This is a genomic window from Acinetobacter sp. QJM3NY_42 (genome assembly GCF_056173745.1).
Genome location: NZ_CM149689.1, coordinates 1,206,021 through 1,229,701, shown reverse-complemented (window position 1 = coordinate 1,229,701; position 23,681 = coordinate 1,206,021). Strand labels below are relative to the sequence as shown.

30 protein-coding genes are annotated in these 23,681 nt (G+C 42.1%); 4 read left to right on the top strand and 26 right to left on the bottom strand.

What is annotated here, in order from left to right; all coding sequences use genetic code 11:
• The first annotated feature begins 12 nt into the window (after window positions 1-12).
• Together AC0VYT_RS05745 and AC0VYT_RS05740 are read left to right on the top strand one after the other, a co-directional pair.
• Window positions 13-1,524 (top strand): flavin-containing monooxygenase, encoded by a 1,512-nt coding sequence (locus AC0VYT_RS05745; protein WP_005014678.1) that lies wholly within the window; start codon window positions 13-15, stop codon window positions 1,522-1,524.
• Window positions 1,525-1,571: 47 nt separating this feature from the next.
• On the top strand, window positions 1,572-2,480 hold the full coding sequence (locus AC0VYT_RS05740) for a LysO family transporter (RefSeq protein ID WP_005014679.1): 909 nt from the start codon (window positions 1,572-1,574) through the stop codon (window positions 2,478-2,480).
• Between the two features lie 126 nt (window positions 2,481-2,606).
• On the opposite strand, the gene pyrF is transcribed toward AC0VYT_RS05740, so the two are convergent.
• Together pyrF and AC0VYT_RS05730 are read right to left on the bottom strand one after the other, a co-directional pair.
• On the bottom strand, window positions 2,607-3,287 hold the full coding sequence (gene pyrF / locus AC0VYT_RS05735) for an orotidine-5'-phosphate decarboxylase (protein WP_005014680.1): 681 nt from the start codon (window positions 3,285-3,287) through the stop codon (window positions 2,607-2,609).
• 113 nt (window positions 3,288-3,400) lie between these two features.
• Window positions 3,401-3,949, bottom strand: a complete 549-nt coding sequence (locus AC0VYT_RS05730) for a helix-turn-helix domain-containing protein (RefSeq protein WP_005014681.1) — start codon at window positions 3,947-3,949, stop codon at window positions 3,401-3,403.
• A 90-nt stretch (window positions 3,950-4,039) separates the two neighbouring features.
• Here AC0VYT_RS05730 and AC0VYT_RS05725 point away from each other — a divergent pair, with 90 nt between their 5' ends.
• Both AC0VYT_RS05725 and AC0VYT_RS05720 read left to right on the top strand, forming a co-directional pair.
• Complete coding sequence (locus tag AC0VYT_RS05725; RefSeq protein WP_005014683.1) at window positions 4,040-4,696, top strand: AzlC family ABC transporter permease; 657 nt, start codon at window positions 4,040-4,042, stop codon at window positions 4,694-4,696.
• Complete coding sequence (locus AC0VYT_RS05720) at window positions 4,693-5,019, top strand: AzlD domain-containing protein (RefSeq protein WP_005014684.1); 327 nt, start codon at window positions 4,693-4,695, stop codon at window positions 5,017-5,019. Before AC0VYT_RS05725 ends, AC0VYT_RS05720 begins: the two co-directional genes overlap by 4 nt.
• Window positions 5,020-5,103: 84 nt before the next feature.
• On the opposite strand, the gene AC0VYT_RS05715 is transcribed toward AC0VYT_RS05720, so the two are convergent.
• The 24 genes from AC0VYT_RS05715 to AC0VYT_RS05600 all read right to left on the bottom strand — a co-directional run bounded on the left by AC0VYT_RS05715 (window position 5,104) and on the right by AC0VYT_RS05600 (window position 23,681).
• Window positions 5,104-5,469: a lipopolysaccharide assembly protein LapA domain-containing protein gene (locus AC0VYT_RS05715; protein WP_005014685.1), complete on the bottom strand. Its 366-nt coding sequence runs from the start codon at window positions 5,467-5,469 to the stop codon at window positions 5,104-5,106.
• Between the two features lie 21 nt (window positions 5,470-5,490).
• Window positions 5,491-5,796 carry an integration host factor subunit beta gene (locus AC0VYT_RS05710; RefSeq protein WP_005014686.1) on the bottom strand — a complete coding sequence of 102 codons (306 nt, stop codon included), beginning with the start codon at window positions 5,794-5,796 and terminating at the stop codon, window positions 5,491-5,493.
• A gap of 156 nt (window positions 5,797-5,952) precedes the next feature.
• On the bottom strand, window positions 5,953-7,626 hold the full coding sequence (rpsA, locus tag AC0VYT_RS05705; protein ID WP_005014687.1) for a 30S ribosomal protein S1: 1,674 nt from the start codon (window positions 7,624-7,626) through the stop codon (window positions 5,953-5,955).
• Window positions 7,627-7,731: 105 nt separating this feature from the next.
• Window positions 7,732-8,415, bottom strand: a complete 684-nt coding sequence (gene cmk, locus AC0VYT_RS05700) for a (d)CMP kinase (protein WP_005014688.1) — start codon at window positions 8,413-8,415, stop codon at window positions 7,732-7,734.
• 10 nt (window positions 8,416-8,425) lie between these two features.
• The gene (locus AC0VYT_RS05695) at window positions 8,426-8,860 is read right to left on the bottom strand and encodes an SRPBCC family protein (RefSeq protein WP_005014689.1); all 435 of its coding nucleotides are present in this window, start codon (window positions 8,858-8,860) and stop codon (window positions 8,426-8,428) included.
• Between the two features lie 82 nt (window positions 8,861-8,942).
• Window positions 8,943-9,434 (bottom strand): tRNA adenosine(34) deaminase TadA, encoded by a 492-nt coding sequence (tadA, locus tag AC0VYT_RS05690; protein ID WP_005014690.1) that lies wholly within the window; start codon window positions 9,432-9,434, stop codon window positions 8,943-8,945.
• A 3-nt stretch (window positions 9,435-9,437) separates the two neighbouring features.
• Entirely contained in the window at window positions 9,438-10,562 is a 1,125-nt protein-coding gene (locus tag AC0VYT_RS05685) for an enoyl-CoA hydratase/isomerase family protein (RefSeq protein WP_005014691.1), read from the bottom strand.
• Window positions 10,559-11,272 carry a uracil-DNA glycosylase gene (ung, locus tag AC0VYT_RS05680; protein ID WP_005014692.1) on the bottom strand — a complete coding sequence of 238 codons (714 nt, stop codon included), beginning with the start codon at window positions 11,270-11,272 and terminating at the stop codon, window positions 10,559-10,561. Before ung ends, AC0VYT_RS05685 begins: the two co-directional genes overlap by 4 nt.
• 44 nt (window positions 11,273-11,316) lie before the next feature.
• Window positions 11,317-11,913: a 6-pyruvoyl trahydropterin synthase family protein gene (locus AC0VYT_RS05675; RefSeq protein ID WP_005014693.1), complete on the bottom strand. Its 597-nt coding sequence runs from the start codon at window positions 11,911-11,913 to the stop codon at window positions 11,317-11,319.
• A gap of 96 nt (window positions 11,914-12,009) precedes the next feature.
• Window positions 12,010-12,954, bottom strand: coding sequence for a type II secretion system minor pseudopilin GspK (gspK, locus tag AC0VYT_RS05670; protein ID WP_005014694.1), 945 nt, complete (start codon window positions 12,952-12,954; stop codon window positions 12,010-12,012).
• Window positions 12,955-12,976: 22 nt separating this feature from the next.
• Complete coding sequence (gene gspJ, locus AC0VYT_RS05665) at window positions 12,977-13,612, bottom strand: type II secretion system minor pseudopilin GspJ (protein ID WP_005014695.1); 636 nt, start codon at window positions 13,610-13,612, stop codon at window positions 12,977-12,979.
• Window positions 13,609-13,995 (bottom strand): type II secretion system minor pseudopilin GspI, encoded by a 387-nt coding sequence (gspI, locus tag AC0VYT_RS05660; RefSeq protein WP_005014697.1) that lies wholly within the window; start codon window positions 13,993-13,995, stop codon window positions 13,609-13,611. The genes gspJ and gspI overlap by 4 nt, the downstream gene beginning before the upstream one ends.
• Window positions 13,985-14,548 (bottom strand): prepilin-type N-terminal cleavage/methylation domain-containing protein, encoded by a 564-nt coding sequence (locus tag AC0VYT_RS05655; RefSeq protein WP_005014699.1) that lies wholly within the window; start codon window positions 14,546-14,548, stop codon window positions 13,985-13,987. The genes gspI and AC0VYT_RS05655 overlap by 11 nt, the downstream gene beginning before the upstream one ends.
• 14 nt (window positions 14,549-14,562) lie before the next feature.
• Entirely contained in the window at window positions 14,563-15,171 is a 609-nt protein-coding gene (locus AC0VYT_RS05650; RefSeq protein ID WP_005014700.1) for a TetR/AcrR family transcriptional regulator, read from the bottom strand.
• Between the two features lie 39 nt (window positions 15,172-15,210).
• Window positions 15,211-15,984 carry a TatD family hydrolase gene (locus AC0VYT_RS05645; protein ID WP_005014702.1) on the bottom strand — a complete coding sequence of 258 codons (774 nt, stop codon included), beginning with the start codon at window positions 15,982-15,984 and terminating at the stop codon, window positions 15,211-15,213.
• Window positions 15,985-16,027: 43 nt separating this feature from the next.
• Window positions 16,028-16,369, bottom strand: coding sequence for a PilZ domain-containing protein (locus AC0VYT_RS05640; protein WP_005014707.1), 342 nt, complete (start codon window positions 16,367-16,369; stop codon window positions 16,028-16,030).
• Window positions 16,370-16,387: 18 nt separating this feature from the next.
• Entirely contained in the window at window positions 16,388-17,371 is a 984-nt protein-coding gene (locus AC0VYT_RS05635; protein WP_005014708.1) for a DNA polymerase III subunit delta' C-terminal domain-containing protein, read from the bottom strand.
• 17 nt (window positions 17,372-17,388) lie between these two features.
• Complete coding sequence (gene kdsB, locus AC0VYT_RS05630) at window positions 17,389-18,150, bottom strand: 3-deoxy-manno-octulosonate cytidylyltransferase (protein ID WP_005014710.1); 762 nt, start codon at window positions 18,148-18,150, stop codon at window positions 17,389-17,391.
• A 9-nt stretch (window positions 18,151-18,159) separates the two neighbouring features.
• Complete coding sequence (gene lpxK / locus AC0VYT_RS05625; RefSeq protein WP_005014713.1) at window positions 18,160-19,170, bottom strand: tetraacyldisaccharide 4'-kinase; 1,011 nt, start codon at window positions 19,168-19,170, stop codon at window positions 18,160-18,162.
• A 3-nt stretch (window positions 19,171-19,173) separates the two neighbouring features.
• Window positions 19,174-20,901 carry a lipid A export permease/ATP-binding protein MsbA gene (gene msbA, locus AC0VYT_RS05620; RefSeq protein WP_005014715.1) on the bottom strand — a complete coding sequence of 576 codons (1,728 nt, stop codon included), beginning with the start codon at window positions 20,899-20,901 and terminating at the stop codon, window positions 19,174-19,176.
• On the bottom strand, window positions 20,901-21,323 hold the full coding sequence (locus tag AC0VYT_RS05615; protein WP_005014717.1) for an ExbD/TolR family protein: 423 nt from the start codon (window positions 21,321-21,323) through the stop codon (window positions 20,901-20,903). The genes msbA and AC0VYT_RS05615 overlap by 1 nt, the downstream gene beginning before the upstream one ends.
• Before the next feature lie 14 nt (window positions 21,324-21,337).
• Window positions 21,338-21,970 (bottom strand): MotA/TolQ/ExbB proton channel family protein, encoded by a 633-nt coding sequence (locus AC0VYT_RS05610; RefSeq protein ID WP_005014718.1) that lies wholly within the window; start codon window positions 21,968-21,970, stop codon window positions 21,338-21,340.
• A 44-nt stretch (window positions 21,971-22,014) separates the two neighbouring features.
• Window positions 22,015-22,902 (bottom strand): ParB/RepB/Spo0J family partition protein, encoded by an 888-nt coding sequence (locus AC0VYT_RS05605; RefSeq protein ID WP_005014719.1) that lies wholly within the window; start codon window positions 22,900-22,902, stop codon window positions 22,015-22,017.
• Window positions 22,899-23,681 carry a ParA family protein gene (locus AC0VYT_RS05600; protein WP_005014724.1) on the bottom strand — a complete coding sequence of 261 codons (783 nt, stop codon included), beginning with the start codon at window positions 23,679-23,681 and terminating at the stop codon, window positions 22,899-22,901. Before AC0VYT_RS05600 ends, AC0VYT_RS05605 begins: the two co-directional genes overlap by 4 nt.

Here is a 23,681-nt window from a genome sequence, read left to right as displayed (position 1 = left end):
ACTTAGCAGAGAATGCAGAAAAATAATATAGAACCTGTAACTGGACGCAGAGTAAAAGTTGCAATTATTGGTGCGGGATTTGGTGGTTTAGCCGCCGCAATTCGGTTATTACAGCAAAACATTGATGACTTTATTATTATTGAAAAAACAGGAGATGTAGGGGGCACATGGCGCGAAAACCGCTATCCGGGAGCTGCCTGTGATGTACAGTCACACATGTATTCTCTGTCTTTTGCGCCAAAAACAGACTGGTCAAAGCGTTATGCCGAGGCGCCAGAAATTTTTGAATATATACAAAATCTTACTGAAAAGTATCAACTGCGCCAATATATTCAATTCAATACAGAAGTCACTGGAACTTTTTATAATGAACAGTTAAATACGTGGCATATTGAAATTGATGGGCAGGAGAATATAGAAGCCCAATTTGTCATTTTTGCTTCCGGGCCGCTTCATGTACCGCAGATTCCCAAAATAAAAGGTATTGAAAAATTTAATGGGAAAATTTTCCATTCATCACAATGGGATCATCAATATGATCTGACAGGTAAAACAGTTGCATCGATTGGTACAGGTGGCAGCGCCATTCAATATATTCCAGAAATAGCTTCACAGGTCAAACAGCTCTATGTAATGCAGCGTAGTGCAGCTTGGGTCATTCCACGCGACGAACGCAAATATGGCCAGTTGGAGAAAAACCTTTTTGCTCAGCAGGAATGGTTCAGGAAATTACATCGGATCCGGCTGTACTGGTCAAATGAATCACGGGTTATTCCAATTGTACAGCCATTTGCTATGCGCTATGTAGAAAAACTAGGCCGCGCTTTTATACGACTCCAGGTTAAAGATAAAACTATCGCCAAGAAACTTACACCTGATTATATTATGGGCTGTAAACGCATCTTGGTATCAAATAAATATTATCCCACCTTCAACCGGAGCAATGTTGAACTTGTAACTGATAAGATTCGGGAGATTACTGAAGACAGCATTATTACTCAGGATGGTCAGACCCGAAGAATTGACTGCCTGATCTATGGTACAGGTTTTATCACTGATCCCCGTGTTTACCTAAAGAATTTTCCATGCATTGGCCAGCATAATCAATCATTAGCAAAGGCTTGGGAAGATGGCGCCGAAAGCTACTATGGGGTAAGTACTAAAGGTTTCCCGAATCTGTTTCAGTTACTAGGTCCAAATACTGTTTTGGCGCATAATTCCGTTTTATTTATGATTGAATCTCAAATCGAGCATATCTTGCAATTGATTCAGCTGGTTGAAAAAACTCATACCCAGGCAGTCGTCGTTAAAGCCGAAGTACAGGATCAATTTAATCATCGAGTCCAAGACATGCTTAAAGGTACAGTCTGGCAGTCTGGCTGCACCAGCTGGTATCAGCAAAATGGCGGCAAAAACTTTTCCCTATGGCCTACTTACACCTGGCGATACTGGCTAGAAACCCGAAAGGTAAATCCGGCGGATTATCATTTTTTAGGAAATAGCACCATAAGCCGTGCAGCTTAAATTTTTCCCTGACATAATAAGCAGGTGTTGATTGCATCTGCTTATTCATGACTTCTCTTATTCTGGTTTTACAAATTTTTTTAGCCTTGGGTTTAGGCTTTTTATCCGCAAAAAAATTACCTGTTCCTGTACAAAAACTTATTTTCAAAATCTTGCCATATTTTTCTTATCTGCTGTTAATAAGTGTATCACTTGAACTTTTTCAAGCTCTACAACAGTTACAACATCCTTTATATATTTTAAAACCTGCCTTATTAATTGCTCTACTGACCTCATTAGGATCTTTCTTGGTCTGTTTATTTGCTTATCAATGGCTAGACCGTAGCAGTGTCAAAGGCTCAATTTCCTTACACCTGTTTTTAAAGGCAATTAAGAATATCAGTTATGCTCTGCTGGCTCTAATGGCGGGTGCAGGCATTGGCTGGCTGATTAAATTATCTGGAAACGAATATTCTTTTAACAGCTGGTATCTATTACTGGTTTTTATTTTACTAATTGGTGTGGAGCTGGCTCATACCCATTTTGACCGTGCCTGGTTAAGCTGGAAAATTTTGGTTGTTCCATTAGCGGCTTTTATTGGTTCTGGCTTGGCTGCATTATTATGTATTCCTTTATTACAGAGTTACACAGCGAATGAAATTCTGGCCTTAGCTCAAGGTTATGGCTGGTATTCGATGTCTGGCATCCTGCTGAGTCAGATTCACTCTCCACAACTTGGCAGTATTGCCCTGCTCACTGATCTGTTCCGGGAGGTTTTTGCAATTTTACTGATGTATTGTATCGGTTGGCGTTTTCCGCGTTCGGCAATTTCTAGTGCAGGAGCAACTTCCATGGATGTAACACTTGCCATGGTCAAACAGTCTTGCGGGACTCATTATGTTCCTCATGCCATGATGAGTGGTCTAATTTTAACTTTACTGGCACCTCTACTAATAAGCTTTTTTATATTTTTATAAAACAAAAAATATAAGTTTGAATTTATTTGTACTTGATCTAAATCCTCAGAAGGTTATGCCCAAAAAACAAAGCTGATAAACTAGTGATCAGCTTTGTCTGCAGTAGTTAAACTTAGGATTACTCAATTATAAGCTGGCTAGAATTTCTTTTAAGGCTCCGGCAGGATCAGTCGATTGTGTAATTGGACGCCCAATTACTAAATGGGTTGAACCATCAAGCATAGCCTGTTTTGGAGTCACGATACGTTTTTGGTCATCCGCACTTGAACTGGCAGGACGGATACCGGGAGTAACCAGTGCAAAATCTTGTCCTAGTTCCTTACGTAATAGTGGAGCTTCCTGGGCAGAACAGACTACACCATCCAGACCACTTTCCTGAGTAAGCTTTGCCAAGCGTTTAACCTGCTCAAAAGGCTCAATATCTAAACCAATATCACGCAAATCATCACGTGTCTGTGAGGTTAGTACTGTCACTGCAATCAGTTGGGTAGGATACTGTCCTGCTTTTAATCGCTCTACACAGGTTTCCATCATTTTACGGCCACCTGAAGCATGAACATTTACCATCCAGACCCCAAGATCAGCGGCGGCACACACTGCTTGAGCTGTAGTATTCGGGATATCATGAAATTTTAAATCAAGAAAAACTTCAAAACCTTTATTTTGTAAGGTTTTAACAATTGATGGACCTTCATGAGTAAAAAGCTCTTTGCCTACCTTGACACGACACAGTGATGGATCAAGTTCATCTGCAATTTTCAGGGCGTCATATTGGCTTTTTGCATCTAAGGCAACAATAATACTCACAAGTTTAATTCCATCTTATAAAAATCGGCCAATTATAAAGTGATTCATGCCATGCTCAAAGCAGGAATATATTGATAATGCAAAAAAGCCTGGTTATCTTTTCTAAAACATATTTATCTCTGTTCAGAGATCAGAATAGCTCTAGTATCATGTTCTAAGGCCTCAAAAATATGAGCCTGATCGGCAGGATAACAAATGTAATCCCCTTCATTAAGCACAATCGGTTCTGAAACCAGGCCTACTTTAGCCTTACCTTTCATAATAATAATATGTTCTATACTTCCGATTGGATGTGGCTGACTGCAACGCGGTTCGCCTGGATGTGTGGTAAGGATATAAACGTCTCGTCTGGCACCTGTGGGACAGTTTGCCAGTAATATTGCCTGATAATGAGCAATTTCAGAACTGACGGATGGGCCTTCGCCAAAACGAATAACCTGTGTTTGTGCAGTATTAGCCTCCATTAATTTTGCAAATGGAATATCTAGAGCCACACATAGAGCCCATAATGTTTCCAAGCTTGGATTTCCTTGCGCAGCTTCCAGTTGAGACAAGGTTGATTTGGCAATACCTGCGCGGCGGGCTACCTCTGTCAATGACAATCCCGCTTTTTGTCTTTCTCTTTGTAATCCTTTAGCCACAATCTCAATAGGTAATGTCATAACTCACCATAAAAAACAAATGTTCGTTTTGACGAACGATATAAAATTAAACTATTATATCGTACGATCGTTTGATATAGAAAACAAAAGATGTGCAATGAAGAGCGAAACAAATTAATTAAAACTATTACCCTTATCTCGGTGGCAACCGGTATTGTAGGCATTTCTTTAGGGTCGATTGCAGCCAGTTTCCATATACCTTTATGGATTCCTCTAGCTTTATCTATATTTGTATTGGCAGGCGCTGCAGAGTTTACCTTCATTGGTTTGATTGCATCAGGTGCCAATCCAATCTTTGCTGCATTGACCGGTATATTAATTAATTTAAGGCATTTCCCTTTTGGCTTATCAGTTGCTACTTTTATTGAAAAAAATACTTATCAATTTTTTGCCTGCCATATTATGAATGATGAGAGTGTCATGTTTGGCCTCAGCCAAAAAAATACTCATTCGAAAAAGTGGGTCTACTGGATGTGTGGCTTAGGCATCAGCATACTTTGGCCGCTTGGTGTATTTATCGGTTATCTGCTTAGTAAAAATATTCCAGATATCTATATTTTTGGTATTGATGCAGCATTTCCAGCCATTCTTTTTGCCTTAATCCTGCCAATGCTCAAGAATAAAACCACACGAAATCGAGTATTTCTAGGTACATCACTTTCCTTAGCCTCTATTCCCTTACTTCCAACAGGTCTTCCTGTTTTGGTATCTATGTTTGGTTTAATAATAGGACGAAAAACAAAATGAAATATAGTGAAAGTTATATATTTATAGCCATTATAATTCTTGCATTAGGTACCTATCTGATTCGTTATTCTGGTTTTTATTTAGCCAGTCGCATTACATTTAAACAATCTCATCAACAGCTCTTTGCAGACTCTGCTTGTGTGCTCCTATTTAGCTTAGCGTTATTCAATACACTATTTACTGAAGATCATTTTAGTGGCATGAGTAAATTAGTCGGAGTTTTAGTTGCAGTCGTATTTGCATGGAAAAAGTATTCTTTTATCATAGTCATTATGATTGCAATGACCGTTACAGGTATCTTGAGGTATATAGGCTTTTCATAAACAAAAAAAGCTCTTTATTCCAATAAAGAGCTTTTAAGGTTCTTATAAAATCATCTGGATTTTATAAGAGTTAAACTAGAAAAATTATAATGGTGTACGATTCTGGCTTTCCGGATTAATATCTAAAACTGTTTTTTCATGTCGGGCACTTGCTGCGGCTTCGGCAGCTGCTAGCTGAGCAGTATGAATCTGTTCTTTACGTAAATGCTCAATGTCTTGGCGAAGGCGTTTAATCTCCCAATTGCGTTGAAATACGCGGAATACTTGCACACCAAGCAGCAAACCTGCAATGATTCCCAAGCATAGGGTCAATAATAGCAAAAGTCCCAAACGCATAGCTGGAACTTGTGTAAATAACAAGTCAACTGAAAGTTCGGTTCCATTTTGCAGTACAAGTGCAAGTGCATAACCAAATACAATAATTAATAAGGCGACTAAGAGATAACGCATAAACACCCCACATGATTAAGTTTATTTATTGGCAGATTCGTTTACTGCGTCACGGAGTGCTTTACCCGGTTTAAAATGTGGTACGGCTTTCGCTGCAACTTCTACCGCTTTACCAGTTTTAGGATTACGGCCAACACGTGGTTCACGATGGTGCAATGCGAAACTACCAAATCCGCGTATTTCAATACGATTGTCTGTAGACAACGCTTCAATCATCTGATCAATCATGATTTTTACGGCCTCTTCAACAAGAGGTTCAGCCAAATGCGGGTTTTTCAGTGCAATTCGCTCTATTAAATCGGATTTATTAAGTGCTTCAGTAGTCATCTATGACCTCTTAAGTTATCAAGCTACTCTAACTCTTGCAGATAATAACCTGTTTAAATACAAAACGGTAGCGCAGTACACTAATACTACGCTACCGTTTACAGTATTTGTATAAAAAGTACTAAGTAGTTACACTACTCTGTCCTTTTTTACATATTACTTCATTTGAGCCTTGATCAAGTCACCAATCGTCTTAGGACCATTGTCTTGATTAGTTGAAGTCTGACGCAGGTTAGCTACAGCTTCTTTCTCTTCAGCTTCATCTTTCGCTTTGATAGACAGGTTAATAGAGCGAGATTTACGATCAACATTGATGATCTTCGCTTCAACTTCCTGACCAACCTCAAGGAATTTAGTTGCATCTTCAACGCGATCACGGTTGATTTCAGAAGCTTTCAGAGTAGCTTCAACTTCGTCAGCCAACTTCACAGTTGCGCCACGAGCATCAACAGCAGTTACAGTACCTTTAACCAAAGCACCACGTTCGTTAGCAGCAAGGAAATCATTGAACGGATCGCTGTTCAATTGCTTGATACCTAGGCTGATACGGTTGCCTTCAGCATCTACAGACAGGATAACGGCTTCAACAGTGTCACCTTTCTTGTAACGACGGATTGCTTCTTCGCCCTGTTCGTTCCAAGAGATGTCAGACAGGTGAACCAGACCATCAATACCGCCTGGCAAACCGATAAAGATACCAAAGTCAGTAATTGACTTGATTGTACCTGAAACTTTTTCACCTTTGTCGTGGTTCTTAGCAAACTCTTCCCATGGGTTAGCACGAGTTTGTTTAATACCAAGAGAGATACGACGACGCTCTTCGTCCACTTCAAGAACCATAACGTCAACTTCGTCACCGATCTGAACAACTTTAGATGGGTGGATGTTCTTGTTAGTATGGTCCATTTCTGAAACGTGTACCAAACCTTCAACGCCTTCAGCAATCTCAGCGAAACAGCCGTAGTCAGTCAGGTTAGTTACACGAGCTTTAACGATAGAACCTTTAGGATAACGGTTCATGATCGCCATCCATGGATCTTCACCAAGCTGTTTAAGGCCTAGAGATACACGGTTACGCTCACGGTCAAACTTAAGCACTTTAACAGTAACTTCTTGCCCTACTTCAACCACTTCTGATGGGTGCTTGATGCGTTTCCAAGCCATATCAGTGATGTGTAGAAGACCATCAATACCGCCCAGGTCAACGAATGCGCCGTAGTCAGTAAGATTTTTGATCGTACCAGTAACTGTTTGACCTTCTTCAAGCTGAGCAAGAAGAGCTTCACGGTCAGCTGAAGATTCAGCTTCCATTACTGCACGACGAGATACCACAACATTATTGCGTTTAGCATCAAGTTTGATTACTTTAAATTCTAACTCTTTGCCTTCAAGGTGAGTTGTATCACGGATCGGACGAGTGTCTACCAGAGAACCCGGCAGGAACGCACGAACTGGACCGATATCAACTGTGAAACCGCCTTTAACTTTACCAGAGATAACACCAGTAACGATTTCGCCGTCTTCAAAGATTTTTTCAAGTTTAGTCCAAGTTTCAGCACGTTTTGCTTTTTCACGTGATAAAACTGTTTGGCCCATACCGTTGTCAAGAGCTTCAACAACAACGTCTACAGTATCACCAACTTGAACTTCAAGTTCACGCTGGTCATTTAAAAATTCAGCACGGTCAACAACGCCTTCAGATTTAAGGCCAGTGTCAACAGTAATCCAGTCAGCATCGATGCTTACTACAACACCTTGGATGACTGCACCCTTTTCAACGTTAAGGTTTAATTCGCTTTCTTCAAAGAGGGCTGCAAAAGATTCGGTCATGATATACCTGATAAAGTCAACGGTCTTGGATCAGACAAGGCCGGTTTAGTTAAACATCCACATAGTCCATAAGAACTGATCAAGCTATGCTTCTGTTGATATTCTTTAATGCGCTAATCGGGCATCGACATAGTCGACCATCAACTTAAACACTTGATCTATGCTCAAATTTGAGCTATCAATAATATAAGCATCTGGTGCAGGCTTAAGAGGAGCAACTTCACGTTCCATATCTCTTTTGTCGCGCGCCTGTATATTAGCTAAAATGTCGCTTATTTTAACATCCAGCCCCATACCCTGCAACTGTTTTACGCGGCGCTCTGCACGCGACTCGGCAGATGCAGTCAGATAGATTTTCGCCTGCGCTTCAGGAAAGATTGTTGTAGCCATATCCCTACCATCTGCAACCAGGCCAGGCTGCTGTGCAAAATCACGCTGCCGTGTAAACAGGGCTGCGCGCAGTTCTGGCACAGCAGCTACTTTTGAGGCATATTCTCCAACCCGTTCAGTACGAATAGTCTGAGTAACATCTTCATCATCTAAATAGATTTTCGTGCCCTGATCAGTGCTTTTAAAGCGTATATTCAACTGTGCAGCAATATCTGCACAGACAGCCAGGTTGCTTTCCAATTCTTCAAACAGGTCACGTTTATGTAATGACAGCCCTAAAAGTCGATATAAGGCGCCCGAATCAAGTAAATGATAACCATAATATTCGGCGAGCTTCGCTGCTAATGTCCCCTTTCCTGAACCACTTGGACCATCGATAGTAATAATTTGAACTGTCATTAATTTTCCATCAAGAAACTGATTTTGCTAACTTTGAGAGACCTAGTGTAATCGCGCCTTTAAGCTGTGCAAGTATTAATTTACTGACAAACGGTGCCTTTGCCTGCAATTCAATCCGGTAGCGCACTAAAGTTTTATCTCCTGCCAGCTCTTCAAACTCAATTCGGCCTAAATGATGTCGGATTAAAGGATTTTTAATAATCTTATATTCAATACGCTTATTTTCTTCAAGCAGTGTAATTTCTTCTTGCAGAGGTTTGACTGGTCCATATCCCATACGGCGAACTGATCCGACCCCGTCCGGACGTTGCGGATCAGCTGAGTCTTTACTACGCACGACCTGTATAGGTGCGAATGCTGTATTATATGTTGAATGCTTGGAGAGCAATTCAAAGACTTGGGATACAGGCGCATTAAACTGTTTTTTTACTTCAATATAATCCATTTTCTTTCCTGTGTTTTTTATTGAAAATTGATAATTTGGAGAGTTCTGAAACCATGATGGTATCTATTTTATGGAGATTAGTTCAGGGTTTACTCTGCTGACGCTTCTGTTCACGTCGCATTCTAAAGAAATCACTTAGCTGTTGTGAACACTGTTCTTGTAAACAGCCTGATTCAAATTGAAATAGATGATTATAATAACCACTCTCTAATAAGCGGCGCGCACTGACGAGCGATCCGGCTTTAGGCTCAGTAGCTCCAAAAACCACTCTCTGCACCCGTGCGTGGATTAATGCTCCTACACACATTGTACAAGGCTCAAGAGTGACATATAAAGTAGTATCATCTGGCAGTCGATAATTTTGTGTCAATTGACAAGCTTCTCGAAGGGCCTGTATTTCTGCATGAGCTGTTGGGTCATGCTTGAAAATTGGCTGATTATGTCCTACACCAATAACCTGGTTATTACTTACAATTACCGCACCTACCGGAACTTCCCCTTTTGACGCTGCAAGTGCAGCCTGCTCATAGGCAAGCTGCATCCAGTAATGATCATCGAATTCATGTTGCTGCATATATCAGTCAATCACCTGATATTGTTTAAGTAGTCTGTTCCAGCTTTCATTTGTGGTTACTGGTGGTTGATCACCCAAGATACTGCGCAGACTTAAATCGGCACTTTGTTTCCACTCAGGTGACAAATCTTTATCCACCAGTCGTGCACGTACTCCTTCAACAAAATCAGGATGGCGGATTTTCCAGTTGGAAATTTGAAGTTCAAGCTCAAATACTTCGTTCCAAGAATGAACCTGACGCCCCCATTGCCATAACAGCCAAGTAAGTGCGGCTGTGGCAGGCGAGCCCTTTTGCAGATTTTCGCTTGCCTGACGCAACCAGTCACTACGAGCATCACTTAAACCAATAATAGCCTGATAGTCCTGTTCAAAATTTATACCCCGGCAGACACTATGAATTACATCAAGTGAATTCTGTAATGGGCCTGGGGCCACCGGTCGGTGCAGGCTGTTTAAGGTATCATCAATCGCACGGAAACTTCCCGCAGGATAATGATTCCAATCAATACTGATGACTTTTTGTAATACTACATCACGCTGTGCATCACAGATATGGGTTGCCCAACCGATGCCATAAGCGCCAGCAGAGGTCATAATTGAACCCGTCAGACCGGTAAATAAACCTATCGGACCCCGATCTGCCAAGAAACGGCTTGCACCGACATCAGGATATAAACCAATATTAATCTCAGGCATAGCTAACCGCGAATAGGGAGTGACCAGCCGGAACGGTGCTGCCATAAACAAGCCCAGCCCACCTCCCATAACATAACCTTCTCCCCAGACCAGAATTGGTTTGGCATAATTATGAATGAGTAAATCCAGTGCGTATTCCTGTTCAAAAAACCGGTTCGCTGTATCTACTTCATGATTAATGACTAATTGACGTAGTTTACGAACATCTCCACCTGCACAAAAGGCTTTTGGTGTTGTTGAATCTAACCAGATAGCCTTGACCTGATCATCATGCTGAAAATCTTCAAAAGCCTTCAGTAATGCAGAAACGATAGATTCATCCAGAGCATGCAAGGATTTCGGACGATTTAAACGTACTATACGCCAGCCATTATCGGCAGCTTCAACGACCAAGTCAGGATGATAAGAATTTAGTAAGGGAGAATTTGTCATGCGTCCAGCTGCCAGTCTATAGGCTCAATGCCATGTTGTGTTAAATAATTATTTGTTTTGGAGAATACTTTACAACCGAAGAAACCACCACGGTTGGCTGCCAAAGGAGAAGGGTGAGCAGCTTTCAAGACCAAATGTCTGTCTTGATTAATTCGCTGTCCTTTACGCTGTGCATATGCACCCCATAAAATAAAGACAACATGTTCCCGCTGTTCATTTACCACATCAATCACATAATCGGTAAAATCTTCCCAGCCCTGCTTTTGATGAGAAGTTGGCTGGCCTGCCTCAACAGTCAATACGCTATTTAGCAGTAATACACCTTGCTTTGCCCATTTGGTCAGATCACCATGGTGAGGCTCAGGCACACCCAGATCAGTATGCAGTTCATGAAAAATATTACGTAATGATGGCGGTAAACCTACACCACGATGTACAGAAAAGCTCAACCCGTTGGCCTGATTAGGCCCATGATAAGGATCCTGCCCCAGAATTACGACCTTAACCTGGTCAAGTGGAGTCATATTTAATGCCTTAAATATTTCCGGGTTTGGGGGATAAATTGTTTTTTGAGCTTTCTTTTCTTCTCGCAAGAAGTTACGCAAGTGTTCCATCTTGGCACCCAGCAAAAAATCTGCCAAGGCATATTTCCAACTTTCGTCTAACTGAACCTTACTCAATTTTTCATCTTGCTGCTCAGTTAACTGCATGCCTTTTTCCTTAAAGTCTTATCCAAAATAAAATATCCGAAGTTTTAAAGCTTGACCTGCAGCTCAACTCCAGGATTTTCAAATTTTAAACCCTGTTTCAATCTTTCATACATGGTCGGGTCGGCCCATTCTTGCTGAACCTGTTCAGAAAATTCGATCTGTTCAAGCTGTAATAAACCCATTTGCTTATTTTCTATATCTTCCTGAAAACTCTGTGCATAGCCTGTATCTGTTTCATGCACAATTACCGAGTAAACCTCAACATCACCTTCCCCGTTCTGGGTAACGGTTGAATTTAGAACCTGCTGGGCTAGAAAGAAGAAAATACGCGAAAACTGTTCAGCAGAGGGTGAAACAGGCAGAGCTATCCAACGCGCACTAAATTTTTTGCACGCTGCAATATATTCCTGGTCATCATTTTGCCAAAAACAGATGGCATGGTCAAAACTGTCGAAAAGATCTTTAATCACCCCTTTCAACAGGCCGAAGTCATAGACCATCTGTCCATGATCCAACCGGTTAGCCTTGAGTAACAATTCAACCTTGTAGCTATGGCCATGAATCGAACGCTTACAGCGATCCGAAGTGCAATTTCGCACGATATGGGCGTTTTCAAACTTAAATAACTTACGAATTAACATGCGCCGAATAGGTAATTGACTGCAAATATTTTTAATTATAAAGCAAAAGTAAAGCAGTTCGCAGCTATTTTTATAACTGCTCACAATTCATGCAGTCTAAAATGGGGCAAGACTTCGAAAATATACATAGATCTGGTTTTCATCGCGTTTAAAGTATGTTGTGAACTGCCGTTTACGTTCTGAAAGCCGTACTTCAATTTCAGCTTTAAAAAAATCTGACTTTATATCCAGCAATGGATTTACTTGTGCTTTGTTGGTAGCACTTATCTGATCGAATGGCTCAAGTCCCCACAAATCGCCTGTGACATTAAAGTATTCCATATTACTTTGCTTACGCTGCAAAGCATCTGTGACAGCATTTAGATCAAGCTTCTCATCCATACTGGCAAGAACCAAAGCAGGTGCTGTATTGATATTAATTTTGGTCTCTGCTGGTAATGCACTTACATAAGGCGCTATCAATTGGTATTTTTTTCCTTCGAACCCTCTTACCTGCTTCAGCTCTTCAATACTAAAAAACCGGGTATTGGGAGTAAGATGAGGTTGATTCAAACCTTGATAATAACTGCTTTCTGCGCCCATAGCACCTATAGTCAGATCGTCAGGGTCCTGCCAGTCAATCACTGCCTGGCTTTGTTCGGCAGGCAGACCAACACGGACCAGCAAGCGCTCAAACCAGGCCTGAGCATCCGGATTAACCGTACCATCTGCCTTAACCAGATTATTTAAATTAAACTTTCCACTTTCATCTTTTAAACGACCTGAAATATAACCATCTTCTACGGGAAAGGCAGGCATAGGCTGTGCCCAAATTTCCTGTAAATGATCAATATCTCCAGCATTTTCTTTGTCTTGTCGCAGGATTTCAGAGAAAAATGCTTCAGCACTTTTAGTATAGAGTAAAGATTGGTCCTGCCGCATCAGGTAAGCGGTATTATCTGCTGTCTGACTTTGCCGCTTGGCAATAGTGGCAGCCAGAATGGTTGCCAAGGCAACCATCATCAGAATAGTAATAAGTGCTATACCCTGTTGCTGCCGCATAGTAATCCCCAGTTTTTTACTTTTAAGATAGATTTATTGTTTTTTCTTTTAAATCACCTGTATTTGAAAGGCTGTAAATCCATTCGTATTCAGTTCCATTTATGGTCAGATTGATTTTAAAACCGCGCGGTAGAATTTTAAGCTGTTCTGATTGGGAAGCAGGATTCAATACGCCTTCAGGCCATCTGTTTAGTTCAGCCGGATTTAAGACGCTAATCCGGTATTGCTCGACCTGATCAAGAAGCACACTTGACTGGGGCTGAATAGCAGTTGAAGTATTCAGGTTTTGATATTTTAACCGGTACAGTTTCTGGTCTGCACTACTGTATTGATATTCGATCCGCTCATAAGGCCCCAGCCCCTGGCCCAAAGGATCAGTTACACCAGCTTTACTAAAAATAAAATGCTGATCGTTTAATTCAAGTGCAGGACGCAACTCTCCTCCATTATTTGCAGTTAATGGAATCAGCTGCAGGCTGTCACGTAAGATTTGCTGATAAGCTTCCTGTAACCGGGCAAGATTTTGCTCATGTATACTATTTCGTTCTTTTACTTTGATCAGATAATCAAAGACCTTCCAACCCAGCGCAGAGAGTGCTGCAAAAATCGCAATCGCGACCAACAGCTCCACCAGAGTAAAACCCCGTTTATATTTCATGAAGTATTTTCTTTGAGTGGATGATTAAAAAACACCAAGGTCGCAATTCCATTTTCAACCTTACCCTGCTCTGTATTAAACAGACTAATTTGTACTTCAATACGCTGTACATTTGGACTGATGGTGGAAGCTGCCTGTTTGTCAATTTGCCAGGTTTCACCTTGAGATGTTACCTGTTTAGACTCTGTTCCCTGTAGCCACGCCTGATTCATTTCCATGAGAGCAATTTCATTCATACCCACAAATTGCGCTTTTGTCCTTAAAATCGCATTTGAGGTGGCTTGTGTATATTGCATGGCTACTTTTGTCAGAGCAACTGCTGCTATCGCAAAAATTGCTAGCGCAACCATAACTTCAAGTAATGTAAAGCCTTTAGGTTTCACTAATTTTACCTAAATAATCAATTTCGATTTCATGGCCTACCGGCCTTTGCTCCAGATAGAACTGGATGCGTACAGGCCTCACTTCTCCATTTCCCAGCCAGATCAGTTTAGGTGCTCGGCTTCCTAATAACTCTTCATTACTGGCGTTTTGAAAATCATGATCGAGAGGCTGAATACTAAAGCTGACATTTGGGGGCAAATGTCGGGAAGGAAACTCACTATATTTCTGCCATTTTTCTGATGTAGGAGCTAAAAACCCAGTAGTAGTTTTCATATCAGCCGCAGCTTGATATTCAAGCAAGTTATAAACAAAAGTATTTACATCAGTAGCTGATCGCGTCTCAAGTGCGAGTATACGTGCCTGGTCATTGGCTTCCCGGTTGATTTTCTGCAGGTCCAGTAAAAAAACTTCTCTAGCCTGCATTGCTTTGCGCTGATCAATACCATCCAAATTCATTACAACAAGAGATGTCGTAATACCAATGATCACAATGACCACCATCAGTTCGATTAAGGTAAAACCATAATGAGCAGATGAAGATGAACGGATCATTAGATTATTCCATGTCAGGCATATTGTTCATTAACCTGCTTGGGCAGTGCCAAAGCCTGATCAATATAGGCCACTCTTAAAGTATCACGCGACCCCAGATAACGCTGATAAAAACTTGAATTTAAAATTGCTGCCGCGCCATGTGTTAGTGACCAGATCGAAGCCAGATAGTCACGCACTGTCATGATACTGCCAATGGATTCCAAATAATTTTCGGTCATGCGTATAATAATACGCATTCGCTGTTTACGGACCTGATAGAGCTCACTAAAAAGATGGTGGATTCCCTGTCCGGTAATCGAAAGCCGCTCTTCAATCTGATGAAAAAGTACGGTACGTTCCGGATGATGCAGATGATGCAACATGAAAAAAGCCAAGTGTTCAGGAAAAGATTTTTCGCCATCCTGAATCATTTCCAGCAACATCCGCTCATTGCGAATAATAAGCAGAATATACAACTCATCCTTACTTTGAAAATGCTTGTATAGAGTACCCTTGGCTAAATCGAGTTCTGCCGCCAGTGCATCAAGTGTCATGCCTGACTCACCATTTTCTAACAGGAGTTGCTCTGCCACTTGAAATATTAATGCTTCTCTTGCCCGAAACTGGGCCTGACGATCCATCTTCACCCGATTACTCTCTTTTTGCTTTTCAATGTGTATTTACTTTGAATTAAGGAGGTTTTCAAAATTTTGTGTTGTTATGAAAGCAATCTCCTCAAGCGGTTTATCATATACATCACTTAAGGCTTTGGCTACATATGGAACATATTTTGGTTCATTAGATTTACCTCGATAAGGTACTGGTGCCAGATACGGGCTATCCGTTTCAATCAAAATACGGTCAAGGGGGACCTGTTTGGCAACATCTCGCAAATCCTGAGCATTTTTAAAGGATACAATACCCGAGAAAGAAATATAGTAACCACAATCCAGGACTGCCTTGGCAGTTTCCCAATCTTCTGTAAAACAGTGCAGAATTCCATGTTCAGAACCTTCGGCACGAATAATATCAACCGTGTCATGCTTAGCCGAGCGCGTATGTACAACTACTGGCTTTTTTACTATTTTTGAAGCCTGAATATGACGGGCGAAACATTCTTTTTGTTCAGCAATAAAATCCGTACTGTGAAAATAGTCGAGACCGGTTTCACCAAGCGCCCATACTTTTTCTGCCTGTGCTAGCTCAACCAGATATTCAGTCGTAGCACGCGCCATGACTGTGGCATCTTCACAAGGATGCACACCTACACTATAGCCCAACTCAGGATGACGGATGGCAATTCGCGAAAGCTCAATGTGGTCATCCAGATTTACCGAGATACTCATCATTTTTGATACCCCTACATCTTTTGCCGCCTGAATGGCCAGATCAATATCACCATCATAAGGCGACAGGTCCAGCAGGGTTAAATGACAATGAGTATCTACAAACACAATTTTTTCCTATAACAACCAGTGAGCTTAAAAATCGACAGTTTTAGACGGTATAACCCGGACGATCTGAAGTCAGGCTACCGGCAAGCAGCTTTTCAGCTTCACTTCTATAATAAATTCCTTTCTCGCCACTTAGCTGAATTCCGAAACCTTGAGGTCGAATTCCATTCTGTTTGCGGGAAATCCAGATGACTTTGCCAGTCAAGGGTACTTTCTGAGCTTGTCCAGGCAAAGTAGCTAGCACAAAAACCTCTTCACCCATTTTTACTGGCTGTTGTGATGGAATAAACAGACCACCACCCTGAACAAAACCCATATAACTGGCCTGCAAGGTTGCCCGGTCAGGTATATTCACCTGAATAATACCGCCCATACGTGGTTGCATCGACTTTCCCCTTAAGTCTTAAACATTCATCAGCCTGATGAACAGTTGATCCAGAACCAAGTTAACCTGTACATTCTGCTCAGTAAGCTGCTTGGATTTTTGCAAATCTGAATAGATTTCGAACAAAACATCAAGCGAATAATGTTCAGCAACTGGCTTCAGGTTAAGATCAACATTCTTCAGGTTTTGATTTAGCTTGACACAAATCAGATCACACAACAAGTATTCAAACATAGTGATAAATTCAGGAAATGTCAGCTCTTTATGCCATTTTGATGCAAAGAATACCGGCATATTTTTTTGAGCTACCAGTTTTTCCCAATCTTTAAGAAATTCCTGGCGCTTCGGCAACCATGCAGAGTCAGCCAACTCTAATGCCTGTAAAGGCATATCACTGGACAGATTCATTAAAAGCTGCAAATTTTGCTGGTTCAGGTCAGACAAGTTGGGACGGATATACTGTTCTGCCTGTTCAGTACTGATTCGATCCAGTGCATAGTGCTGCAGTCGACTGCGAATAGTTGCCGGTAACTTTAAATAATGATCAGCCAGTAAAATAATGACAATGCGCTCCCCTGGTTCTTCCAAAGTTTTAAGCAATGCATTTGCCGCAGCAATATTGAGTGCTTCAGCTGGCTCAATCATTATAACGCGCCAGCCCTCACCAGTTTGCTGTACGAAAGGCTGTAAATCGCGTATTTTTTCAATGCGAATTTTAGCATTCTGTTTTTTATTTTCTTCATCGGTCGAAATATGTACATAGTTGGGATGTGTATCTGATTTTAACCACTGACAACTACTACATTCCCCACACGGTCCTTGAGCTTGCTTATTCTGGCAAAGTATCCAGGCGAGAAAATGCCGGCTAAAAGCTTCTTTACCACAGCCAGATTTGCCGTAAAACAGTAGCCCATGACCGATGTCAGGAAAACGCCGTGTCAGTGTTTCCCATACTGGCTGCTGCCAAGGATAAATCCGGGATTGCTCAAGAACATTTTCCATATTACTTGTTCCAGCAGTTATTCAAAATAGGAAATATCCAATGCATTTAGCCGATCAAGATCAGCCTGAGTATCTACACCCGGTGGCAAGTTAGCCATAGCAACAGCAATTGCAATACGATGGCCATTTTCCAGTACACGCAGCTGCTCTAGACTTTCCAGTTTTTCAAGCGGTCCCATATCCCAACCTACATAAGCCTGCAGCAGGCTCACACGATATGCATAAAGCCCCAGATGACGAAAAGCCTGCGTATGTAACTGCGGTATAGTCTGCCGGGCAGCATCACGATCATAAGGAATAGTGGCTCGACTAAAATACAAAGCCTCTCCATGAAGGCTTTTTACCACTTTAACTATACTGTCACGCTGAAACTCATCAAGCTCATGAATCGGCTCGCATAAAGTCGACATTGAACATTGGGGCTGATCTATTAATAGCTGTGCAACCTGTTGTACCAGTTGAGCCGGCAATAAAGGTTCATCACCCTGAATATTAACAATAATATCATCACTTCCCCAACCCTTGATCCGTGCAACTTCACTCAAGCGGTCCGTACCTGATGGATGATCTGAACGGGTTAACACCACATCCACATTTTCGTCCCGACACACCTCTGCAATACGCTCATCATCAGTTGCCACACATAAATCATCGAATCCCTGAACTTTACGGGCCTGATCTACCACACGTAAAATCATTGGACGTCCATGAATTTCCAGAAGCGGTTTACCTGGCAGACGTGAACTTGCATAACGTGCAGGGATGACGATGTGTTTCATAAAAAGACCTTAAGAAATCTGTATATCATATTGACCAAGCTGTTGTTCCAGCAGTGCATAACAAGCAGAAGATAATATCGCATCGACTGGCACGACCCAAATCTGCCTTTTAAATTCTGGAACACTCTTTAGAAGTTGGCGGATTTTTACTGCATCTTTTTCAGTAGTAATCAGCGGTTTCAAGTCACCAAATTCCAGATCTTTAAGCTGGTAATCATGATGATCTGCGTAGGCATGATGATAAATCCGATTAATGCCCAGTGAAGCGAGCGTCTGATAAAAGCGCTCAGGAAAACCGATACCTACAACTGCATGAAATTCCAGAGTGGCATCAAATCTCTGCTCTTTTCCTGCACCAGGATTAAGCAAATAAGGCTGTCCAGGCTCAAGATGCATATTAAATACAGACTGAGGATGCTGAGCATGTTCAATTACAGTAGCTTTCTGCAGACGGCTCTTCGGTTCGCGTAAGTATCCTTCTGGCAGGAGTTTTTCATTGCCTAGGCCACGGTTATTATCCAGTACAACCCACTCAATTTGCCGGCCCAATGCCCAATGCTGTAGCCCGTCATCACTAATGATCAGATCAAGCGAATGATGTTGCAATAACAGTTCAATATTAGCTTGCCGGTTACTGCCTACTGCCATTGGTATACCGGTCGACTGTACAATCAGGCAAGGTTCATCACCAACCTGCTCAGGTGTGGAGTGAACAGAAACCTGTGCTGGAAATGGTCCTTTGCCTCCATATCCGCGGCTGATCACCCCCACTCGCACCTGCTTACTCTGCAAATATTTAACCAGATGAATCAGCAGTGGTGTCTTTCCACTGCCGCCCACGGTAATATTGCCAATAACCATAACCGGCACAGGTGAGTGATAGACTTTCTTTAAACCTGTCTGATAGAACCAGCGGTTTATCAAAAATCCTCCACGATACAAGCATGCCAATGGTCTTAAAATAATCAGCCAAGCAGCCTGCTTATTCCATGCATCTTGAATCAACTGGGCCATTGACATGGATCAGTTTTCCTCAAAATTACGCTGATGCAACTGATAATACGCGCCATGCTTTTGCATCAGTTCCTGATGGTTACCCTGCTCGACAATACGGCCTTTATCCATAACCACAATCCGGTCTGCATTCTCAATAGTAGATAAACGATGTGCAATAACAATAGTGGTCCGTTCTTGCATAGCCTTATCAAAGGCTTTTTGAATGAAATGCTCAGACTCATTGTCGAGTGCACTGGTAGCCTCATCCAGAATCAGAATTGGAGCATTTTTCAAAATAGCACGGGCAATTGCAATACGTTGACGCTGACCACCTGAAAGATTAAGTCCCTGTGCACCCAGAATGGTGTCATAACCTTGCGGCAAACTCATAATAAAATCATGGGCATAGGCTGCTTTTGCAGCTGCAATGATCTCAGCCTCACTTGCCCCTTGTAGCTGGCCGTAAGCGATGTTGTCTCGCACGCTACGATTAAATAGTACGACCTGCTGGTTTACCATTGCGATTTGAGAACGCAAGGCTGTCAGTTCGATTTTTTGAATATCGAAGCCATCTAGTAAAATTTTTCCGGAACTGATTTCCTGAAAACGTACCAGCAAATTCACCAGAGAACTTTTACCTGCACCAGAACGTCCAACCAATGCTACTGTCTCACCAGCTTTTACATTAAGACTAAAATCATAAATAGCTTGTGAGCCATCACTATAAGTCAGGTTTACCTGATTAAATTCAATATTGCCTTTTAGTACAGGTTTTAAATCACCTGTATTTTTTTCTTCAGGCATATCCAGTAATTCAAATACTGAATAGGCAGCAGCCATCCCCCGCTGCAACTTTTCATTAATATCTGTTAGAGACTTGATCGGCTTAGCCAGTAATCCGGCAGCTGTAATATAAGCGACAAACTCGCCTGCTGAAGTATTACCCAGAACCTGTGGGCGCAAAGCAATCCAGATGATAATACTCATTGCAATTGCCATGATCAGCTGAACAATTGGGCTATTCATCTGCTGTACAATGACCATTTTCAGGCCACGTTTCAGGTTTTCATTAGAATGATGATAAAAACGCTCCTGCTCAAAGGTCTCTCCACCAAACCCTTTTACAACTGCATTGCCATTTACACTTTCCTGTACAACATGGTTAATATCACCCATAGTATTTTGCACCTGTACGGAAAGCTTGCGCATCCGTTTAGCCGCTTTGCGGATCAACAGTCCAATCAGTGGTGCGAAAATCAAGATGCAGATAGTTAAACGCCAGTTGGTATATAATAGATAACCAATTAGGCCTAATGTAATAAAACCGTACTGAACCAGTGTTTTTAAAGATTCAGAAGAAGCAGCTGTAAGTTGCTCCACGTTATACATGATTTTGGCAGTAATCTGGCCACTGTTATTGTCCAGATAATACTGGGCAGGTAAACGCAATAGTTTGGCAAACACCTCTTGCCGGATCTGAAAAATCAGACTACGTGAGATGACAGCTGTATAGTAGCCGCCAATAAATAGCCCCAATCCACGGAAAAAAATCAAGATAATAACTAGAAATGGAAACCAGTTTAAATTCTGCTGGTTCTGGTGCTGAATGGCATTGATGATATATTCAAGCAGCTTGGCAACTGATACCTCTGTAGAAGCATTAATACCAAAACCGACGAGTACAAGTAAAGCTGCCCCCCAGTAAGGCTTTAAATAAGACAGGAGACGCGCATAAACTTTAAAATCTTGCTTCACTAATAACCTCGGGTAGGGAGCTTGGTACTAATATTGACATTTACAAAGCCCAGCTGTCCGGCCGTATCCATCACACGGATTACATCCTGATGGGTAGCCTTGGCATCAGCCGCAATAATAAACATCAAATCACGCCGGTCTTCAGCAACTTGCTTGATTGCTGCGCTTAAATCAGCCACTTCTTTACTCGACAGAGCTTGCCCATTGACTGCGTAATGGCCGGAAGAGTCTACCATAACCTCGATTTTTTGATCGTATTGTTTTGGTGGAACACCCTGTGCATCTGGCAGGGTCAGGTTAAGACGGCTTTGCTGATTAAATGTCGTAGACAAAAGCAGAAATACCAGAATAAATAATAGACAGTCGATCATGGGAGTCAGGTTAATCTGAATATCTTCCACTTGAGAGCGCTTGAATTTCATGATATTTGACCTGTTTAGCTTACTTTTCGCAGCTCTGAACCAGCCGTACTACTATAGAACAATGCTGCATGAAATAATGTTGACTGCTGCTCAAGCTCAGCCACATATTCCTGCACCAGTCTTTGAAAGAAACGATAGGCAAATAATGCAGGAATAGCAATCAGCATACCCGCAGCAGTGGTAATCAGGGCCTTAGAAATACCCGGAATCATAAGACCCGGGTTACTGGTCGTACCTAGGTCAATCACCAGAAAGGATTCAATAATACCCAGCACCGTACCCAGCAGTCCAATTAATGGGGCTACTGCGCTCAAGGTGCCCAAAAAATTAATATTCTTTTCCAAATACCCAATTTCCTGAGAGGCTTTCGCTTCCATCTGGGCACGTGCAAACTGCTCACTTTCTTGCCGACTCGCATAGCCTGTCAGCAGAATCTGCCCCAAAGTGCTAGCCTGCAGGTTTGGGGCATGGCTTAACCTGTCGATTACTGGAGCAATATCTTGGGGATGACGTAAAATCAGCTCTACAGGAATCACTTGAGAGCGCTTTAAACGGATAAAGCGCTCCAATGTAATAGCTATGGTAAAAATAGAACATACGACGAGCGGCAGCATTAGCCAGCCGCCAGCTTTAACAAGTTCCCACATGCTGTATACCCCAAATCAAACTATCTTTTTATATTTTTAAACTGTTAATCAGCCAGACAGATATTCAAGATACCATCAAGCTCATCAAGCGAATGATAATGGATCACCAGTTTTCCTTTACCTTGCTTGTTGTAATCAATTTTGACATCTGCACTGAAACGTTCAGAAAGCCGCTGGGTGAGCTGCTCAAGATCAGCTGACATTGACGTTTTATTTTTTTCCTGTTTTGGTGTGTTCCACTCACGCACCAGTTGCTCGGTCTGACGGACTGAAAGACTTTTTTCAATAACGGTATCAGCAGCTTTTAGCTGATCTTTAGATTTTAGGGTCAGGATTGCACGCGCATGTCCCATATCCAGCAAACCTTGTTGCATAAAGTCTTTTACTGGCTCAGCCAGGCTCAGCAAACGCAACAGGTTACTTACGGTAGTACGGGCCTTGCCTACTGTTTCGGCTATTTCCTGATGGCTTAAACCGAATTCATCATGAAAACGCTGTAATGCTATTGCTTGGTCAATTGGATTCAGATCCTGGCGCTGAATATTTTCAATCAAGGCAAGCGCAATTGCTACCTGGTCATTTAAGTCACGAACAATTGCCGGTACTTCAGTCAGCCCCGCCAGCTGCGCTGCACGCCAGCGGCGTTCTCCTGCAATAATTTCATAGGGACGCTTTTCATCATCAACCGGGCGTATAACAATCGGCTGCATCACCCCATGCTTCTCAATTGAAGCGGCCAGCTCCTGCAGATCTTTTTCCTCAATAAAACGGCGCGGCTGGTATTCACCCCGCTTAAGCAGATGCACATCAATCTGTTTAAGCTGTCCGTGATCCAGTGATTGAGCTTCTAGCTGCAACTTCTCTTTTTGAATCGAACCCAGTAAGGCATCTAAACCACGGCCTTTGGCCAATCCGCGCTTTTTGGTGGTCATGCATTACTTCCTTTTTTTAGCTTGGTCTTTTTAAGAATTTCGGCTGCAAGATTCAAATAAGCTACTGCACCTTTAGAACTTTTCTCAAAATAAATGATAGGCAAACCATGCGCTGGTGCTTCAGCCAGTCGAACATTACGTGGAATAACCGTCTCGTAGAGTTTTTTGCCAAAATACTGTTCCAGTTCAGCCGAAACATCACGGGTCAGGGCATTTCGGGCATCATACATGGTACGCAACACACCCACAATTTGCAGGTCAGGATTAAGCGCCTGCTGAATACGGTCAATTGTCTGCGTGAGATCTGCCAGTCCCTCAAGCGCGTAATACTCACACTGCATCGGAATGACTACACCCTGCACTGCAGCAAGCGCATTAACGGTGATCAAGCTCAGACTAGGTGCACAATCAACAATGATATAATCATAAGACTTTTCAATATCTTTTAAAGCTTCCCGCAAAATATATTCACGGCCTGGCTGTTCAGCGATCGCCAGCTCTACCCCAGCAAGGTCACGATTGGCCCCAAGAACTTTATAACCTACTTCTGCTTTGGTAATTGCCGTTTCAATGGGTACTTCACCCAGCAGTACATCTGTAACTGAATAAAGCAGATCATTTTTCTGCACGCCAGAACCCATCGTCGCATTGCCCTGTGAATCCATGTCTATCAGCAATACACGTTTTTTTAATACTGCAAGAGAAGCTGCCAGGTTGACGGCAGTTGTGGTTTTTCCTACGCCACCTTTCTGGTTTGCAATCGCAATAATCTGAGCCAT